The organism is Streptomyces sp. A18, from assembly GCF_059026065.1.
Genome location: NZ_JBWLKL010000001.1, coordinates 534,380 through 552,157 on the forward strand (window position 1 = coordinate 534,380; position 17,778 = coordinate 552,157).

Annotated in this window: 15 protein-coding genes; 5 read left to right on the forward strand and 10 right to left on the reverse strand. The window is 68.0% G+C overall.

Annotated features, from left to right (window positions below):
• Window positions 1-9 precede the first annotated feature (9 nt).
• Window positions 10-963 carry a radical SAM/SPASM domain-containing protein gene (locus tag AC5P1C_RS02405; RefSeq protein ID WP_493863946.1) on the reverse strand — a complete coding sequence of 318 codons (954 nt, stop codon included), beginning with the start codon at window positions 961-963 and terminating at the stop codon, window positions 10-12.
• An 889-nt stretch (window positions 964-1,852) separates the two neighbouring features.
• Window positions 1,853-2,071, reverse strand: coding sequence for a hypothetical protein (locus tag AC5P1C_RS02410; RefSeq protein ID WP_493863947.1), 219 nt, complete (start codon window positions 2,069-2,071; stop codon window positions 1,853-1,855).
• Window positions 2,072-2,205: 134 nt separating this feature from the next.
• Between AC5P1C_RS02410 and AC5P1C_RS02415 the strand changes: the two genes are divergently transcribed.
• The 3 genes from AC5P1C_RS02415 to AC5P1C_RS02425 are packed head-to-tail and all read left to right on the forward strand — an operon-like array spanning window position 2,206 to window position 4,763.
• Window positions 2,206-3,015 (forward strand): helix-turn-helix domain-containing protein, encoded by an 810-nt coding sequence (locus AC5P1C_RS02415; RefSeq protein ID WP_493864032.1) that lies wholly within the window; start codon window positions 2,206-2,208, stop codon window positions 3,013-3,015.
• A complete protein-coding gene (locus AC5P1C_RS02420) occupies window positions 3,005-3,211 on the forward strand; it encodes a DUF397 domain-containing protein (RefSeq protein ID WP_493863948.1) in 207 nt (68 codons plus the stop codon). The genes AC5P1C_RS02415 and AC5P1C_RS02420 overlap by 11 nt, the downstream gene beginning before the upstream one ends.
• Window positions 3,212-3,254: 43 nt before the next feature.
• The gene (locus tag AC5P1C_RS02425) at window positions 3,255-4,763 is read left to right on the forward strand and encodes an MFS transporter (protein ID WP_493863949.1); all 1,509 of its coding nucleotides are present in this window, start codon (window positions 3,255-3,257) and stop codon (window positions 4,761-4,763) included.
• Window positions 4,764-4,889: 126 nt separating this feature from the next.
• On the opposite strand, the gene AC5P1C_RS02430 is transcribed toward AC5P1C_RS02425, so the two are convergent.
• From AC5P1C_RS02430 to AC5P1C_RS02450, 5 genes are all read right to left on the reverse strand, one after another.
• Window positions 4,890-6,632, reverse strand: coding sequence for a DUF4153 domain-containing protein (locus AC5P1C_RS02430; RefSeq protein WP_493864033.1), 1,743 nt, complete (start codon window positions 6,630-6,632; stop codon window positions 4,890-4,892).
• Window positions 6,633-6,775: 143 nt separating this feature from the next.
• Window positions 6,776-7,684: an ADP-ribosylglycohydrolase family protein gene (locus AC5P1C_RS02435; RefSeq protein ID WP_493863950.1), complete on the reverse strand. Its 909-nt coding sequence runs from the start codon at window positions 7,682-7,684 to the stop codon at window positions 6,776-6,778.
• 12 nt (window positions 7,685-7,696) lie between these two features.
• A complete protein-coding gene (locus AC5P1C_RS02440) occupies window positions 7,697-8,356 on the reverse strand; it encodes a histidine phosphatase family protein (protein ID WP_493863951.1) in 660 nt (219 codons plus the stop codon).
• 106 nt (window positions 8,357-8,462) lie between these two features.
• Window positions 8,463-9,068, reverse strand: coding sequence for a YdbC family protein (locus AC5P1C_RS02445; RefSeq protein WP_493863952.1), 606 nt, complete (start codon window positions 9,066-9,068; stop codon window positions 8,463-8,465).
• 34 nt (window positions 9,069-9,102) lie between these two features.
• Complete coding sequence (locus tag AC5P1C_RS02450) at window positions 9,103-9,936, reverse strand: arylamine N-acetyltransferase family protein (RefSeq protein ID WP_493863953.1); 834 nt, start codon at window positions 9,934-9,936, stop codon at window positions 9,103-9,105.
• Between the two features lie 183 nt (window positions 9,937-10,119).
• Between AC5P1C_RS02450 and AC5P1C_RS02455 the strand changes: the two genes are divergently transcribed.
• On the forward strand, window positions 10,120-10,647 hold the full coding sequence (locus tag AC5P1C_RS02455; RefSeq protein WP_493863954.1) for a TerD family protein: 528 nt from the start codon (window positions 10,120-10,122) through the stop codon (window positions 10,645-10,647).
• Window positions 10,648-10,732: 85 nt separating this feature from the next.
• Here the strand turns inward: AC5P1C_RS02455 and AC5P1C_RS02460 are convergent, their stop codons facing one another.
• Window positions 10,733-13,630 (reverse strand): vitamin B12-dependent ribonucleotide reductase, encoded by a 2,898-nt coding sequence (locus AC5P1C_RS02460; RefSeq protein ID WP_493863955.1) that lies wholly within the window; start codon window positions 13,628-13,630, stop codon window positions 10,733-10,735.
• A 134-nt stretch (window positions 13,631-13,764) separates the two neighbouring features.
• Window positions 13,765-14,319: a transcriptional regulator NrdR gene (gene nrdR, locus AC5P1C_RS02465; RefSeq protein ID WP_493863956.1), complete on the reverse strand. Its 555-nt coding sequence runs from the start codon at window positions 14,317-14,319 to the stop codon at window positions 13,765-13,767.
• Window positions 14,320-14,813: 494 nt separating this feature from the next.
• Here nrdR and lexA point away from each other — a divergent pair, with 494 nt between their 5' ends.
• The gene (lexA, locus tag AC5P1C_RS02470) at window positions 14,814-15,596 is read left to right on the forward strand and encodes a transcriptional repressor LexA (RefSeq protein ID WP_249587324.1); all 783 of its coding nucleotides are present in this window, start codon (window positions 14,814-14,816) and stop codon (window positions 15,594-15,596) included.
• 113 nt (window positions 15,597-15,709) lie between these two features.
• Here the strand turns inward: lexA and AC5P1C_RS02475 are convergent, their stop codons facing one another.
• Window positions 15,710-17,749, reverse strand: coding sequence for an ATP-dependent DNA helicase (locus tag AC5P1C_RS02475; RefSeq protein WP_493863957.1), 2,040 nt, complete (start codon window positions 17,747-17,749; stop codon window positions 15,710-15,712).
• Window positions 17,750-17,778: the final 29 nt, after the last annotated feature.

Here is a 17,778-nt window from a genome sequence, read left to right on the forward strand (position 1 = left end):
GCAGCCCTCTCAGTAGGACGGATTGCAGGCTGGCGTTTCCGCCGGAGAGCAGTCGTCGCCGTCCTGGTCAGGATTGCATCCCGTGGCTTTCCCCTCCAGGACGCCAGGGGAGGGCTGACACGAGTCCTCTGCGGGGGTGCACGTCTGCGGAATGCAGCTACCCTCCCTCTTCGGGATCACGGCCATGTGCTCGCGCCACTCGGCCCCGTTCAGGATCTCGGTAAGGGTCTGGTGTCGGAGGTCGCCGGAGGTGAGCCACCGCGACATCACACACGGGGTCACCACGCCATCGGGGTTGATGGCTGCACGGTCCGTTCCGCACCGGCCGCACAGCTCTGCCGGATTGTGGATCTGGTGGGTGCTGGTCTCGCCGTTCCCGATAGCCCGGACCCGGTCAGTACGGATCTCGCCCACTACACCGATGCGCCGCAGCTCTGCCCGCGCAGCGTCGACCCGCTGTCCGTCGAGTACGTGCACGAGCGAGGCGCGCAGCGGGATTCCTCTCCGGGCCGCCTCGATGATGTTCGACTTGGTGCGGACGTACGAGCCACGCCCACCGGTGATCTTCTCGTGCTCCTGCGCGCTATCGCTGTAATAGCTCGTCGCCAGGCGGACACCAGGACGCGCAAAGACCTCCCACATCGAGGGACGGATGTGGACGAGATTGGTGAAGACCTCAACCCGCATTCCCAGACTCAGCGCCCGTTCGATGAGCTGCGGCAGGTTCGGGTGGAGCGTCGGTTCACCACCGATGTACTGCACCATCACCACCCCGAGCACCGCCGCCTGGTCGAGCACCTCGAACCAGTCATCACGCGTCATACTGCCGTGACTTCCGCCGGGCCCCGACTTCGCGTAGCAGTGGGACGCGCAGGTGTTCTGACACTGCCCTGTGATCTCCAGTGCAAGAGACTTGATCTGTTCCTCAACCCTGTTGGCCGGACTTTCCATAATCACTGTCACGGTGGCACTCCCTTGGTGTCGTTGCGTCCTTTGATCGCGGCCCCTTCTCGGCCACCGACAGCCGAGAAGGGAGTCTCATTGCAGGCGACTAGACGGCCCGCTCCGGCCGTTGTCCTCAGCCGCGTTGAAGGAGCGGCCAGAGCGAGCCTTAACCGCCCTGCCGTGGAACCGCCCGCGTACGGCAGGGACGGAGTCTGGGGCCTCTGACCACCCCCAGCCAGACCGAAGGAGCACCTTCAAGCTCTAGCCGGGGGTGGCGTCTTAGCGAGCGCTCAAGGCACTCAGGTCTCGCTGATGGAGTTGGATCCCAACCATGTGGGTCATCTCAGCCATGCACGTTGCGCAGCCGTAGATGTCTCCGGTCCCTACAGACGTCGATACGGTGCCAATCCAGAGCACCCACGCCCGTGCGCGGCGGCAATAGAGCATGCAGAGCCCCGTGGCCCACTGGTTGCGTGGCCTAGACCTCACGTAGATCAGGTCTTGAGGTGACTCAGCAATCGCGGGACCAGTCACCGACGCGCCCCGATCTGAGCCGGACGGTAGACCGTCCCAGGGCGGGACATCACCCAAGGTCCATGCCCCTCAAGTACTAGAATCCTGCCGCCACTTGCCGACTTACACCTCATGTCGACGACTCTGCGGTACGCCCCTGCCACCCAAACGTAGTCGTGCACATGGACATCATTCGGAAGCGCCTTAACGGGGGTGGTACCGGAAGGAGCCTCCCGGTCCACCGCTTGCGCTGCGGGCATGCAGTGCTCGTTTCGGGCCACCCACTGTGCGCCCGCAGCGTTCTCCACGGTGAGTGCCGCTCCAATGACACCGAGGACTGTCGCGAAGGACTTGCGCCGCAGCTCCCAAATCTCGTCACCTGCCTCGAACTTGCTCACCGGGCCTCCCTCCCCAGGGCGCGGCAGAGCTGGTGCCCTTCGGCAAGGCTCACCGCCCCGAGGTGGATCAGGGGTTCCACAGGCCCCCAATCGACCCGCATCTGAGGGAGCTTCACCCCATGCACCTTGAAGGCCACAGCCAGCGCCTCGAAGGTGTCCTGAACGACGTTGCCCTCTGCTTCCTTGCCATCTTCAACTTGCCGCGCGGAGTCCATCCCGACTCCCTCCGAATCTGTACGCCCTACGTCACTGTGTGTATGTAGAGCGTTGCCCTCTGGACGTAGCATGGGAAGGACCGTCAACTCTCCATCGCCGCTGTCAAGAGGGGCCCCGTATGGCAAGTTCACGGATGAAGCGCACACCAAGGCAGAGCTACGGGGAACACCTGAAGCGGCTCCGAGAAGCTGCCGGACTGACGCAACATGAACTAGGCGACAGAGTCGTCCTGTCACCGTCAATGATCGCTCACATCGAGGCTGGTCGCAGGAAACCACAGGCCAAGGATGCGGTGAGGCTCGATAAGGAGCTGAACAGCGATGGCTTTTTCGTGCGCTTCCTAGGAACGCTCGAACTCGTAGACGTGGCCGACCACTTCGCCGAGGCGCTTGAAGCGGAACAACAGGCCATCGCCATTAACGAGTACGCCGTTTCACTCGTGCCGGGACTGCTACAGACCCCGAACTACGCCCGCGTCATCTACAGAGCCCAACAGCCGAACTTCATTCCCGAGGAAGTTGACAGGCGCGTTGTCAACAGGATGAAGCGAGCCGAGATCTTGAAGAACCCCGACGCCCCTACCGTCTGGTTCATCCTCAATGAGAACGTCATAAGGTCGCAGGTAGGCGGCCGGAGAACGATGGCTGAACAGTTACGGCACATCGCAGCCCTCGGGCGCTCCGGGAGGGTTCGCCTACAAGTCGTGCCGCACAAGCACGGGGCGCACGCAACCATGGGGAGCATGGTCAGTTTGTTCCGCTTTGCCGATGCTCCTGAGCTTGCTTACGTGGAGGCGCTGTACACAGGAAACCTGCTCGACGATCCGGCGATGGTTCAGCAGTGCAAGGACGCATACGATCTGGCGAGGGCGAGCGCGTTGCCATCGGACCTCTCCCTAGACCTGCTCGAATCGGTGGCGGAGGAATACACCAATGATTGCTAAGCGCATCCCCGACGCGTCCTCACTCGCTGGCTGGCGCAAGTCCAGTTACAGCGGCGGGGACAACGGCAGTTGTATCGAGGTCTGTGACGGGCTGACTGGTGTCGTCCCGGTCCGCGACAGCAAGAACCCCGAAGGCCCAGCCCTGGTCGTGCCAGACCGCAACTGGGGTGCCTTCGTGGACTGGATCAAGGCCTGACCCCGACCCCACGGAGAAGCCCCCGCGTCGCGGGGGTTTCTTCATGCCCGCAGGTCAGGACGCCAGCTCCATTCGGAACCGCAGAACACACGGTGCAACGGTTCCTGACGCGACGATTGTGAACATCGCGCTCCCGCACATTCAGGACGCGCTCAAATTCTCCACCACTGACCTCACTTGGGTCGTCAGCGCGTACACACTCACCTTCGGTGGCCTGCTGCTTCTCGGTGGCCGCGCCGGTGACATCCTCGGCCGCCGCCGGGTCTTCATGACCGGCATCCTGGTGTTCACCCTCGCCTCGCTCCTCGGCGGATTCGCCCAGGAGCCCTGGCAGTTGCTGGCCGCACGCGCCCTGCAGGGCGTAGGTGGCGCGATCGCGTCGCCCACCTCCCTGGCACTCATCACGACGACGTTCCCCGAAGGCCCCGAACGCAACCGCGCGTTCGGTGTCTTCGCGGCCGTCTCCGCGGGTGGCGGCGCCATCGGTCTGCTGGCCGGCGGCATGCTCACGGAGTGGCTCGACTGGCGCTGGGTACTGTTCGTGAACGTACCCATCGGCGTCCTGATCGCCTTCCTCGCCCCGCTCTACATCAACGAGTCCGAGCGCCATCCGGGCCGTTTCGACATCGCGGGCGCCCTCACGTCGACCCTCGGCATGGCCTCCTTGGTCTACGGATTCATCCGGGCGTCCGAGGACGGCTGGCGCGACAGTCTCACCGTGGGGTCGTTCGGCGCGGCGATCGTCCTGCTCCTGGCCTTCGCGCTGATCGAGAGCCGGGCGAAGGAACCGATCACTCCGCTGAAGATGTTCGCCGACCGCAACCGCTCGGGCTCGTACGTGATCATGCTGAGCCTGGCCGCCGCGATGTTCGGCATGTTCTTCTTCATCGTGCTCTTCGTCCAGAACGTCCTGGGCTACACACCGATCGAGGCGGGCCTCGCCTTCCTGCCGGTCACGGTCGCGATCGTGGCGGGCGCTGGCATCTCCCAGCGGCTGCTTCCAGTCCTCGGGCCCAAGCCGTTCATGGTGGTCGGCTCGGCCATCGTCGCCCTCGGACTCGGCTGGCAGACCTTCGTCAGCCCGGACAGTTCGTATGTGAGCGGAGTGCTCGGCCCGATGCTGCTGTTCGGCTTCGGCATGGGTCTGAACTTCGTGACCCTTACATTGACGGCCGTCTCCGGAGTAGCCCAACACGAGGCGGGCGCGGCATCCGGGCTGCTCAACGCGACGCAGCAGGTGGGCGGTTCACTCGGCCTCTCCATCCTGACCACGGTGTTCGGCACGGCGAGCCGGGACGAGGGCAAGGAACAGATGGCGGACTTCATGGCGAACGCGTCGCCGGAACAGAAGGCCGCCTTCGCCAAGACCGGCGAACTGCCGGCGCCCTGGGGACACGAAGTGCTGTCCCAGGGGATCTCCACGGCCTTCATACCGGCCGTCGCGATGGCCCTGCTCGCCCTGGTCATCGCCGTGGTGCTCGTCCGGGTACGCAAGAGCGACATGGACGCGCTCTCCGGCACGGCGAGCGCGGCGGGCCCCGCGGCCGGCTGACGGGGGGCGACTCTGGCGAAGGCGTACGTGCATGCCGGGCCGTCCACGGCGGCGAGCGGGGCGGCCCGGCACTCGCCGCCTCACCCGCCTCACCCGCCTCACCGTCGTGGACGGCCGGAGCGCGCCTCAGCGGTACGAGGTCTCCTCGCCGACGCCCTGGCAGTCCGCCACGGTCGCCGTGGGTGGCCGTTCGTCGATGATCTCCCTGGCGCGCGCCTCCCCCAGGCTGGTGGCGTACCAAGGGCCGCGCTCGGCCCCGAGGCCGTTCGCGATGCCTTCAAGAGCACAGGAGCGCAGCGGCTCCGGCAGCCCGTCGACAGCCGGTGCGGCGTCGGCGGACAGCCCGCGCGCGTACTCCAGGTCGAACTTCCCGGTGTCCTCGTAGCGCTGGACGTTCCGTTCGGCGATGAGTCCGTCGGGCGAAAGGAGTCCGAAGGCCAGCACGCCGGCGGCTGCACTCGCGGCGACGGCGCGCGGCAGCCACCGCGCGCCCCACACCCCGGCCGCCATGATCAGCACGATGATCAGGCCGAGCCAGAGCTCCACGGCCACGACCGACACCCTGAGCCGGGTCAGGCCGTACGCCTCCACGTACATGTCCATGCGCCGCACCGCCGACGCCACGACGACGAGCGTGAGGGCGCAGAGCGTCCCGAGCACGGCCCGCACCAGACCGCGGTCACGTGCCCCGTCACGGGGCGCCCAGCGCAGGGCCAGGACGATGACGACCAGGGTGAGCAGCGTGGCGACCAGCAGCTGCCAGAAGCCCTGGCGCGCATACGCGGCGTACGAGAGGTCGGTCTTCTCCAGGACCGCGTCGTACCCACCGAAGAGCACGGCCAGCTGCACCACGTTGAACACCGCGAACAGCAGGTTCAGGACGATCAGCGGCAGCGCCCACTCGACGCGGCCCCGCTCCCGGCCAGGACCCACGAAGAGCCGGTCCCAGCGCACGGGCGCGGCAGCGGTGTGCGCCGCGGCGAGCGCTCCGACGATGCCGACGGCGAAGAGCAGCACACGCCAGGGCCCTTCGGCGACGGAAGCGTCGGGCATCAGATCGCCGAGCAGCCCCGCGAAGGCGGCATCGGCCCCGGCGAACAGCGCTCCGAAGACCACCAGCAGCAAGGCGGTCACCGCGACCGCCCGCAGCACGGGCCCGCTCCTGGAGCCGCTCGCGCGGCTTCGCACCCCGCGCCAGCCCCAGCCCAGACCGGAGATCACCGCGTCGAAGAGACCGAGCGGGCCGAGCAGTACGCCGGGCCAGGTGCGGCAGCCGTGCAGCGCGAGCGAGCCCAGCGCGACGGCGGAGACGATGGCGAGGAACGAGGGCCAGCCCGCGTCCCGCAAGGCGGGCACGGCCAGCAGCGCGAGGCCACCGATCGCCCAGGCCAGCGTCCAAGGGCGCGGCCTGCGGCCGGCCTGTTCGGCGGCGAAGTACGCGGCGAGCGCGGCCGGCACGGCGACGATCAACAGGTTGAGCGCGAGCCCGTCACCGAGCAGCAGCATGCTCAGCAGGCCGGTCCCGAGCACCGCGCCCAGCGTGCCCGTCCGGACCGGAGCGGGCGGATCGGCCCGCAGATCGGCCAGCAACGGCTCGCGCTTGTCCGGGCGGGCCGGATAATCCCAGTCGGTACGAGGCTGTGGGCTCCCCGCCGCGGCACGCGGGCCGGGAACCGCGTCCTCGGGCTCGTCTGCGTGGCTCTCCGCTTGTGGACCTCTGAGCGGACCTCTCACTGGATTTCTTGGTGGATCTGTCACATCTGATGGCTCAGGCGTGGATGGTGAATCGGACACGGGACCCCCTCCCGGCCGGTCCGCACGGGCAGCGGACGGCACGCACGCGTGGCGGGGCCGCCGGGCGACCGGCATCTCGTTGAGGACACGCAAGTGATGATCAACTCGCGGCCTGCGGGAAGAATAGCGGCAGGGCCGACAACGACCCCCGCGTCGGCCAAGCTGTGGCATGACCGTGACAGTCACACCAGGCCCCGAAGCGCATCCGGCTCCCGAAGTCAGCCCGCCGCGACCGGCACCCAGTCGGGCAACGCCTCGGTCTGCTCCTGCCACTTCGCAGAGGGCGCTCCGCCCTCGCCGGAAGCGACCACGCCGCCCACGATGGCGCAGGTCGTGTCCATGTCGCCGCCCACCTGGGCGGTGGACCAGATGGCCTGCTCAAAGGCGCCGAGGCCGCGCGCGGCCGACCACAGCGCGAACGGCACCGTGTCATGAGCAGTCGTACGACGGCCGCAGCCGAGGACCGCGGCGACCGTCGCCGCGTCTCCGTAGTCGAGCATGTCCCGCGCCCGGCGGAGCCCCGCTCCCACGGCGCTGCGCGGCACGAGGTCGATGACGCCGTCGAGCAGCGCCTTCGGTGCGGGCGGACCGGCAGGATCGGCGGCCAGCGCCGCGGCAGCGGCCACCGCCATGGCTCCCACGACCGCCTCACGGTGCTGATGGGTGGGGTACGCGGAGATCTCCGCCTGGTGCGTCGCCTGCTCCGGATCGTGCGCGTACCAGGCGCCGAGCGGCGCGATCCGCATGGCCGCCCCGTTCCCCCAGGAGCCCTGCCCCTTGAAGAGCGCGGAGGCCAGCTCCCGCCAGTCCCCACCCTCCCGGACCTGCCGGAGCAGCCGGTTCACTGCGGGGCCGTAACCACGGTCGAAGTCATGGTGCTCGGCGAAGGACAGGGCGAGCGCGTCCTGGTCGATCCTGTCGTGGCGCTCCAGGACCGCGATCACGGAACAGGCCATCTCCGTGTCGTCGGTCCACTGCCAGGGGCCTGGGGGCGCTTCCCGGCGCTTCAGCAGCGGGTAGTTCGCGGGCACGAAGAACTGAGAGCCCAGCGCGTCCCCCACCGCCAGTCCACGCAGGCTGGCCAGAGCGCGGGCCAGGCGCCGGTCGGGAGAGGAGTCAGCGGTCATCGCCCTGCCACTCTATCCGGTGACGCCGTACGGTTCGGGTTCGCGCCAGCGTTCGAACGGCCGGTCCAGTGTGTACTTGCCGTCATCGCCCAGCACAAGCGTCCGCATCTCGCCGTTCCCGGGGTTGGACAGCGACTCGAAGTCCGCCACCGACCAGTGGAACCAGCGCATACAGAACAGCCGCATGGTCAGCCCATGGGTGACCAGAAGCACGTTCGGCGGATGGTCCGGGGCCTCGAAGCTCCGGTACAGGCTCTCCAGGAACGCGCCCACCCTGTCGTACACGTCGGCCCCGGACTCGCCCTGGGCGAAGCGGTAGAAGAAGTGTCCGTACGCGTCGCGGTACGCCTTCTGGAGCTTGACGTCGTCCCGGTCCTGCCAGTTCCCCCAGTCCTGCTCCCGCAGCCGGGGCTCCTCGCGCACCCGCACGAGGTCGGGGTCGAGCCGCAGGGCCCGGAAGGTCTCATGGGTGCGGCGGTAGGGCGAGACGTACACGCTCACCCGTTCCAGACCGACGGCCTCCCGCAGCTGCTCACCCGTCTCGTCCGCCTGCCGCCACCCCTTCTCGGTGAGCGCCAGCGCGTGGTCTGGTTCGCGTTCGTACACGGTGTCGTCGGCGTTTCCTGCCGACTCGCCGTGCCGGACAAGGAAGATGCGCCGCGGACGTGCCATACGGAAACCCTAGATCGGCCCTCCCCGGGCGGCTCAACCGGTCGGCCGTCCGGGCTCCATCCGGCGTGTGCGACCGTCGCCCCGGCGGGAGGTCATCCGCACGCCGTCACACGGTCCACGACGGCTCCAGTTCCACGATGTCCCCGGCAAGGGCCGCGACATCGGCCTCCGTCTGGGCACGCAGCGACAGCCGTTCCACCCGCTCCCTGCGGTACTTGCCGTGCTCGGCGGCCGACCGCCACATCGACAGGACGAGGAACTCGTGTCCGGGCGCCTCGCCGAAGAGCCCACGCACCATCCCCGGAGAGCCCGCCATGGCCGGATTCCAGACCTTCTCCTGCATCAGCGCGAAGTTCTCCACGCGCGCCGCGCGGACCCGGCAGTGCGCCACCCGTACCACGTCGACGTCCGTGAAGCGCGGCTCGAAGCCCGTCTTCACGTCGAAACGGTGGTCGAAGAGCTTGCTCTGGACGTCCTTGAAGGTGCCTGACTGCGAGGCCGCAAGCCGGTCGTGGGAGCGTGCCATGAAGGAGTCGTAGAAGGCCCGGCTCTCCCAGAAGGCGAAGACGTGCGCCACGCCTGGCCGCTCCCGACTCCACCCCCCGCCCTGTCCCCGGAACCCCGGCTCCCCCAGAAGCCCCGCCCACTTCCGCTGCCCCTGCCCGAACCCCCGTCGGTCCACCACGGTGCAGCGAATCCATTTGACCAGCACCGCGCCATCGTAAGGCCGCCCGGCGTGGCTCGGGTCACGCTCCGGCGTAGTGCGCCCGGATCAGCTCGGCGCGGTCATCGGCGTCGAGTTCGATACCGAACTCCCGGACGAGCGCCTCCCCCAACTCGTGGGCGGGTACGTCCCGTTCGCCCGATGTGCCGTCCGGTCGCGTCACCGTCAAGCGCCCGCCGACCAAGGTGCGGCGCGCCTCCGGAGCGGCCCGCTGGATCACCGGGCGCCGGATGAACGACGACCTGGGGTGAGTCGATGTGTAGTGGTTCATCACTACGTAGTCGACGGGAAGGCGTTCTTCCAGCGTGTATTCGTAGAGATCGAACCAGCCGTCCGCGTGCTCGGTCCGCAACACCCGTGCACCGTTCGGCTCCTGGACGATCCCGAACCGCCAGTCTCCTTGTCGTACGTCTTGCCGTACGTCGCCCTCGTCCCCCAAGGGAATCGGTTCGAGCAGCCCTTCGGCGCCGAAACCGACGTCGCAGTGCCACTGCCGCCCGTCCGCCTCGACCTTCAGGAGCATGTGCGTCACCGCGCGACGCGACGAGGCGCCCGCCCTGACCCGGGCGCCGAGCCCCGTGACGGCGAAGCCGATCCGGTCCAGAACCGCCGCGAACAGGAGGTTCTGCTCGTAGCAGTAGCCGCCTCTGCGCTGCCGCACCAGTTTGTCCTGCAGCGCCGCCAGATCCAGCAATACGGGCCGGCCGAGCATCATCTCCAGGTTCTCGAAGGGGATCGACGCCACATGCGCGCGGTGAAGCGCACGGAGCGTCTCGGAGTCGGGCTTCGTCCCGCCCTCGTGGCCGACCCTGGCCAAGTAGGCCCCGATGTCCAGTTCTTCCCCGTTCCACGTCATGGGGCCAATGATCTACGCGCCCTGTGCGCACGCCACCCGAAATTCCCATGGCGGGCCCAACAGCCTTGCCGACCAGGAAACTTCGGTGATGTCAGCCATTCGTCGTAGCGTGTCTGTAGGACATGCCGTGTGGACATGCCTGGTGGGTGAGTGCCAGCCGGGACCACGACGAGGGGGAACTCTGTGAGCAGCGTCAGCAAGGGGATCAAGAAGGTCGAGGTGGGGCTCAAATGGGATCCGAGCCCCGTCGGTGCGCCCTCGCATGATCTCGACATCATCGCCGCGACCTACTCCGCGGACGCTCCCTACGACAGCCCCGTGTATCTGGTGCACTTCGACAGCCGCGCCCCCGACGGGACGATCACCCTCAACAGGGACAGCAAGACAGGCCAGGGCTTCGGCTTCGACGAGGTCATGACCCTGGAGCTCGACCGGCTCGCGGCCACGTACGCGCGCGTGGTGGTCGGTGTGGCCATACAGCCCCAGGAGGAGCGGAAGGTGTTCGGCGAGATCCCGAACACCTCGGTGCGCATCCGCGAGGGGTACACCGACCTCGCGCAGAGCGACCTCTCCGTGGTCTCCGGGTACACGGCTGCGACGATCGCCGAGTTCAATCGGGACGAGTCGGGAGCGTGGTCCTTCCGCGAGATGATCCGCGGGTTCGACGCCGACCCGACGTCTTTCGCCGCGGTGATGGGCGCCGATCTCTGAGATCGGCGCCTGGAGGATGCCGCCCCTGGCGTTCAGGCTTCACTCCCTGCCTTGCCCGAAACTCCGGGCCTGGCGGGGGCTGCGATCAGCTGCAACCGCTGGTCGAGCCGCAGCCCTCGCAGATGTAGCAGGATCCGGCGCGCTGCATCTTCGTACCGCAGGAGAAGCACAGCGGTGCGTCGGCCTGGATGCCCAGCTGCATCTCCACGAGCTCGGCGCTGGTGTGCGCCTGCTGCGGAGCGGGCTTCTCGGCCTCGACCTTCGGCACGGCGACCGCCTTCAGGACCTCGGGCTGCCGCGGGGCGGACTGGGCCAGGCCCTCGACGTCGACCTCGGACTCCTCCAGGGACGGCTCGTACGAGCCGGTCTCCAGGTGACGCTGACGCTCCTCGGCCGAGTGGATGCCGAGCGCGGAGCGGGTCTCGAAGGGCAGGAAGTCCAGCGCCAGGCGGCGGAAGATGTAGTCGACGATCGACTGCGCCATCCGCACGTCCGGGTCGTCCGTCATGCCGGCCGGCTCGAAGCGCATGTTCGTGAACTTCGAGACGTAGGTCTCCAGCGGAACGCCGTACTGCAGGCCTACGGAGACGGCGATCGAGAAGGCGTCCATCATGCCCGCGAGGGTCGAACCCTGCTTGGACATCTTCAGGAAGACCTCGCCGAGACCGTCGTCCGGGTAGGAGTTGGCGGTCATGTAGCCCTCGGCGCCACCCACGGTGAACGAGGTGGTGATCCCCGGGCGGCCCTTGGGAAGGCGCTTGCGGACGGGGCGGTACTCGACCACCTTCTCGACCGCGGCACGGATCGTGTCCTCGGTCTTCTCGGTGACCTCTGCCTTCTCCTGCTCCTTCTTCTTGGCGGAGAGGGGCTGGCCGACCTTGCAGTTGTCGCGGTAGATGGCGAGCGCCTTGACGCCCAGCTTCCACGCCTCGTAGTAGACCTCTTCGACGTCCTCGACAGTGGCCGTCTCGGGGAGGTTGACCGTCTTGGAGAGCGCGCCGGAGATCCACGGCTGGATGGCCGCCATCATCCGGACGTGGCCCATCGCGGAGATGGAACGCTCACCCATCGCGCAGTCGAAGACCTCGTAGTGCTCGGTCTTGAGGCCCGGAGCGTCGATCACATTGCCGTGGTCGGCGATGTGGGCGACGATCGCCTCGATCTGCTCCTCCTGGTAACCCAGGCGACGCAGGGCCTGCGGCACGGTGCCGTTGACGATCTGCATCGAGCCGCCGCCGACGAGCTTCTTGAACTTGACCAGGGCGAGGTCGGGCTCGAGGCCGGTCGTGTCGCAGGACATCGCGAGACCGATGGTGCCGGTCGGGGCGATGACCGACGCCTGAGAGTTACGGAAACCGTTCTTCTCACCGAGGCGGAGCACGTCCTGCCAGGCCTCCGTGGCGGCGGCCCAGATCGGCGTGTCCAGGTCGTCGACGCGGGGCGCCGTGGCGTTGGCGTCCGAGTGCTGCTTCATGACGCGCTTGTGCGGCGTGGCGTTCTTGGCATAGCCGTCGTAGGGGCCGACGACCGCGGCGAGCTCGGCGGAGCGCTTGTACGACCTACCCGTCATCAGCGAGGTGATGGCGCCGGCCAGCGAGCGGCCGCCGTCCGAGTCGTACGCGTGGCCGGTGGCCATCAGCAGGGCGCCGAGGTTGGCGTAGCCGATGCCCAACTGGCGGAAGGCGCGGGTGTTCTCGCCGATCTTCTGCGTCGGGAAGTCCGCGAAGCAGATCGAGATGTCCATCGCGGTGATGACCAGCTCGACGACCTTGGAGAAGCGCTCGGCGTCGAAGGACTGCGTGCCCAGGCCGTCGTCCTTGAGGAACTTCATCAGGTTCAGCGAGGCGAGGTTGCAGGACGTGTTGTCCAGGTGCATGTACTCGCTGCACGGGTTCGAGCCGTTGATCCGGCCGGACTCCGGGCAGGTGTGCCAGGCGTTGATGGTGTCGTCGTACTGGATGCCGGGGTCGGCACAGGCCCACGCGGCCTCGGCCATCTTGCGGAAGAGCGACTTGGCGTCGACCTCCTCGATGACGTCGCCCGTCATGCGGGACGTGAGGCCGAACTTGCCGCCCTCCTCGACCGCCTTCATGAACGTGTCGTTCACGCGGACCGAGTTGTTGGCGTTCTGGTACTGGACGGACGTGATGTCGTCGCCGCCCAGGTCCATGTCGAAGCCCGCGTCACGCAGGGCGCGGATCTTCTCCTCTTCCTTCACCTTGGTCTCGATGAAGCCCTCGATGTCAGGGTGGTCGACGTCGAGGATGACCATCTTGGCCGCGCGACGCGTGGCGCCGCCCGACTTGATCGTTCCTGCGGAGGCGTCGGCACCGCGCATGAAGGAGACCGGTCCCGAGGCGTTGCCCCCGGAGGAGAGCAGTTCCTTGGAGGAACGGATGCGGGAGAGGTTCAGGCCGGCGCCGGAGCCGCCCTTGAAGATCATCCCCTCTTCCTTGTACCAGTCCAGGATCGAGTCCATGGAGTCGTCCACGGCCAGGATGAAGCAGGCGGAGACCTGCTGCGGCTGAGGCGTGCCGACGTTGAACCAGACCGGCGAGTTGAAGCTGAAGATCTGGTGCAGGAGGGCGTACGCCAACTCGTGCTCGAAGATCTCGGCGTCGGCGGGCGAGGCGAAGTAGCTGTAGTCCTCGCCGGCCTTCCGGTAGGTCTTCACGATGCGGTCGATCAGCTGCTTGAGGCCGGTCTCGCGCTGCGGGGTGCCAACGGCCCCGCGGAAGTACTTGCTGGTGACGATGTTGACCGCGTTCACCGACCAGAAGTCGGGGAACTCGACGCCACGCTGCTCGAAGTTGACCGAGCCGTCGCGCCAGTTGGTCATGACGACGTCTCGGCGCTCCCAGACCACCTCGTCGTACGGATGCACGCCGGGCGTCGTATGGATGCGCTCGATACGCAGACCCTTGCTGGCCTTGGATCCCTTGGCTCGGGAACCTCGTGCCGGGCCGCTCGTCGTCTCGGTCATGCCGCCTCCCTGTATCAGGCTAAAACGCCCTGAAGTGCCACGATGTTCCCGTGACACGGTGTTGTCTGGTGCCGCGGAGCCCGCGAAGGCGCCCGCAACAGGTCTGTGTGTGCCGCCGTCGGCCGGTCAGCCGGTCAGTCGGCGGCAGTGGCGGGCACCGGGACTTCGACAGTCCCTCCGGGCCCGCAGCCTTTCGCGCCGGGCTCGCCGCCGGCGCCCCGCGGCTCGTCGTCGAGCCGCTTTTCCCGCTGGTCCCTCAGCTCCCCGATGGCAGCCTCGAAGTCCTCAAGTGAATCGAACGCCCGGTACACGGACGCGAAGCGCAGGTAGGCCACCAGGTCCAGCTCCTGCAGCGGACCGAGTATGGCCAGACCCACGTCGTGCGTGGTCAGTTCGGCGCTTCCGGTGGCCCGCACCGCCTCTTCGACCCGCTGGCCGAGTTGAGCGAGGGCATCCTCGGTCACCGGCCGCCCCTGGCAGGCCTTGCGTACGCCGTTGATCACCTTCGTACGACTGAATGGCTCGGTCACGCCGCTGCGCTTGACCACCATCAGCGAACACGTCTCCACGGTCGTGAAACGACGGGAGCAGTCCGGACACTGACGGCGTCTGCGGATCGACGTTCCGTCGTCGGTGGTGCGACTGTCGACCACGCGACTGTCGGGGTGCCTGCAGAAGGGGCAGTGCATGGAACTCCCAACCCTCCTTCACGACACGACTCATAGGCCTCAACGGGCCCATGAGGCCCTCGAAGCAGCCCCAAGCATAGGCGATGGCCGAGGCCTGAAAAGACCGGGGACCACAACTTCTGGGCTGTGGTTGCAATCCAACCACTAGATCTGGGGTTTGGCCGTAAATTCGGCCCCATCGCGTGTCGCGTACTCACGGCCCGCTGTGAACAGTACGAGCCCGCCCCGCGCGACGCACGAGAAGGGGGCGGTGCCAGGTTGACCGAGCGACGAGTGGCAGTATGGGGGCCCCACTGAGGGGGCTGCGACCCCGGCGGTGAAGCGTACCGTAATGAACCGAAATGCCATTCGGCTCGAACGTTAGCCATACACCCAGACGCGTGATCGCGGCGGGCGTTCTGCGATTTTTCACTCGAACGTGTGTTTGGCGCAACCTTTCGAAAGCAACTACCGTTGGCTAACTAGGGAGAACATCTCGAGAGGGGCCGACAGACGTGACCACCACCGCAGACAGCGCCACCATCACTGCCCAGGACCGCCAGAGCCGACTCGAGCCGGTGCATGCCATGAATGACGCAAGCACGAACCAGGAGGGCCCCAAGCCCACACGCTCCCTACCGGGGCGACCTCCTGGAATCCGCGCCGACAGCTCGGGGCTCACCGACCGGCAGCGCCGCGTCATTGAGGTCATCAGGGACTCTGTGCAGCGGCGGGGCTACCCGCCGTCGATGCGGGAGATCGGCCAGGCGGTCGGCCTCTCCAGCACCTCATCGGTGGCCCATCAGCTGATGGCCCTGGAGCGCAAGGGCTTCCTGCGCCGTGACCCGCACCGCCCGCGCGCGTACGAGGTGCGTGGCTCGGACCAGCCGAGCAGCCAGCCCACGGACACGGCAGGCAAGCCCGCCGCTTCGTACGTGCCGCTCGTCGGCCGTATCGCGGCCGGTGGCCCGATCCTCGCCGAGGAGTCGGTGGAGGACGTCTTCCCGCTTCCCCGGCAGCTGGTCGGTGACGGTGAGTTGTTCGTCCTCAAGGTCGTCGGCGACTCGATGATCGAGGCCGCGATCTGTGACGGCGACTGGGTGACGGTGCGCCGCCAGCCCGTCGCGGAGAACGGCGACATCGTCGCCGCCATGCTGGACGGCGAAGCGACGGTCAAGCGGTTCAAGCGCGAGGACGGACACGTGTGGCTGCTGCCTCACAACTCCGCGTATCAGCCCATCCCCGGAGACGAGGCGACGATCCTCGGCAAGGTGGTGGCGGTGCTGCGGCGGGTGTGAGCCTCCGCCCCTGACCGGGCCCCGGAACCAACTGCGCCGGTTCCGGGGCCCTGCTGCGTCCGGGGCCGGCACCCGGTCCGGGCCCGGCAGGCGGTCCCGGGACGATCCGTGCGCTACTCGTCGCCCCTCGCCTCGACGGTCTCGGCTTCGTCGGCCTTCGCATCGTCGGCGTCCTTGATTGTGACTGTCGCCTTCGCCGCCGCGTCGATCGCCGCCAGGGAGCGGCGCACCTGATTGCGGTCCGACGTGTACCAGAAATCGGGCAGCGAAGCCCGCAGATAGCTGCCATAGCGCGCGGTCGCGAGCCGGGGGTCCAGGACAGCGACCACGCCACGGTCCTCGGAGGCCCGCACGAGCCGCCCCGCGCCCTGGGCCATCAGGAGCGCCGCATGCGTCGCGGCGATGGCCATGAAGCCGTTGCCACCTGCGTCGTCCACCGCCTTTTGGCGGGCGCTCATCAGCGGGTCGTCCGGACGCGGGAAGGGGATCTTGTCCATGACCACCAACTGGCAGCTGGCGCCCGGCACATCGACGCCCTGCCACAGCGAAAGCGTCCCGAACAGGCAGGTCTGCGAGTCCGCCGCGAAGTTCTTGATCAGCTCTCCCAGCGTCTCCTCGCCCTGTAGCAGGATGGGCACGTCGAGCCGGCCGCGGAGCTCCTCGGCGGCGTTCTGAGCGGCGCGCATGGACGAGAACAGGCCGAGCGTGCGGCCGCCTGCCGCCTCGATCAGGTCGGCCAGCTCGTCGATCATGTCGCTTCGCGTGCCCTCGCGTCCCGGCCGGGCCAGGTGCTGGGCCACGTACAGGATCCCCTGCTTGCGGTAGTCGAAGGGCGAGCCGACGTCGAGGCCCTTCCATACCGGGGCGTCCTCGGACTCGGTGCCCTCGGGGGCGAGCCCCAGGGAGGCGCCCACCCCGTTGAAGTCGCCGCCGAGCTTCAGGGTCGCCGATGTGAGGACCACGGAGCGGTCGCTGAAGAGCTTCTCGCGGAGCAGGCCGGACACCGACATGGGCGCCACCCGCAGTGAGGCTCCGAAGCGGTCATGACGCTCGTACCAGACGACGTCCCACTCGGAGCCGTTCGAGATGCGCTCCGCCACGTCATGGATCGACTCGACGGAGGCGAGGGCCTGCTTGCGTACGGCGTCCTCGTCCTGGACCGACTTGTCGCGCGTGGAGCCGAGCGCAGTGATGACCGTGCGGGCGGCGTCACGCAGGGCCATCAGTGCGTACCCGAGGTCCTCCGGGACCTCCTCGATGCGGCCGGGGAGGGCCAGCTCCATCACCCGCTCGAAGCCTTCGGACGCGGTCTGGAGCTGATCGGCCACCTTCTCGTTGACCAGCTTGGACGCCCGGCGCACGGCACGGTTGACCTGGCCCGGAGTGAGCTCGCCGGTGGCGACGCCGGTGACCCGGGAGACCAGCTCATGGGCCTCGTCCACGATGAGCACTTCGTGCTGAGGAAGGACGGGGGCACCCTCGATGGCGTCGATCGCGAGGAGTGCGTGATTGGTGACCACGACCTCGGAGAGCTTGGCCCGCTCGCGCGCCGCCTCGGCGAAGCACTCCGCTCCGTACGCGCACTTCGTCGCTCCCAGGCACTCCCTGGAGGAGACGGACACCTGGGACCACGCGCGGTCGGAGACCCCGGGCGTGAGGTTGTCCCGGTCGCCGGTCTCGGTCTCGTCCGCCCAGTCGCGCATCCGCAGCAGGTCCTGGCCGAGCTTGCTGGTGGGGGCCGCGGCCTCGAACTGGTCGAAGAGCCCCGGGCCCTCCTCCTCTTCCTGCGGCACTCCCTCGTGGAGGCGGTGCAGGCACAAGTAGTTCGAGCGGCCCTTGAGCATGGCGAACTGGGGGCGGCGGCGCAGCAGCGGATGCAGGGCGTCCACCGTCCGCGGCAGGTCACGCTCCACGAGCTGGCGCTGCAGCGCGAGCGTGGCCGTCGCGACCACCACGCGCTCTCCGTGCGCGAGGGCGGGGACCAGATAGCCGAGGGACTTGCCCGTGCCGGTACCGGCCTGGATCAGGAGATGGGAACCGGCGTCGATCGCCTCGGCGACGGTCTCGGCCATCGTCACCTGGCCAGGGCGCTCTGTGCCGCCGACGGCGGTGACGGCGGCGTGCAGGAGCTCGGGAAGGGAGGGCTTTGTCATAGCGCGACCACCCTACGGGTCTCCACTGA

Bases quoted from the DNA above. Each gene is read 5' to 3' on its own strand.
- AC5P1C_RS02410 (WP_493863947.1), bottom strand. From the start codon at position 2,071: ATGGACTCCGCGCGGCAAGTTGAAGATGGCAAGGAAGCAGAGGGCAAC.
- AC5P1C_RS02415 (WP_493864032.1), top strand. From the start codon at position 2,206: ATGAAGCGCACACCAAGGCAGAGCTACGGGGAACACCTGAAGCGGCTC.
- AC5P1C_RS02420 (WP_493863948.1), top strand. From the start codon at position 3,005: ATGATTGCTAAGCGCATCCCCGACGCGTCCTCACTCGCTGGCTGGCGC.
- AC5P1C_RS02425 (WP_493863949.1), top strand. From the start codon at position 3,255: ATGCCCGCAGGTCAGGACGCCAGCTCCATTCGGAACCGCAGAACACAC.
- AC5P1C_RS02430 (WP_493864033.1), bottom strand. From the start codon at position 6,632: ATGCCGGTCGCCCGGCGGCCCCGCCACGCGTGCGTGCCGTCCGCTGCC.
- AC5P1C_RS02435 (WP_493863950.1), bottom strand. From the start codon at position 7,684: ATGACCGCTGACTCCTCTCCCGACCGGCGCCTGGCCCGCGCTCTGGCC.
- AC5P1C_RS02440 (WP_493863951.1), bottom strand. From the start codon at position 8,356: ATGGCACGTCCGCGGCGCATCTTCCTTGTCCGGCACGGCGAGTCGGCA.
- AC5P1C_RS02450 (WP_493863953.1), bottom strand. From the start codon at position 9,936: ATGACGTGGAACGGGGAAGAACTGGACATCGGGGCCTACTTGGCCAGG.
- AC5P1C_RS02460 (WP_493863955.1), bottom strand. From the start codon at position 13,630: ATGACCGAGACGACGAGCGGCCCGGCACGAGGTTCCCGAGCCAAGGGA.
- nrdR (WP_493863956.1), bottom strand. From the start codon at position 14,319: ATGCACTGCCCCTTCTGCAGGCACCCCGACAGTCGCGTGGTCGACAGT.
- AC5P1C_RS02475 (WP_493863957.1), bottom strand. From the start codon at position 17,749: ATGACAAAGCCCTCCCTTCCCGAGCTCCTGCACGCCGCCGTCACCGCC.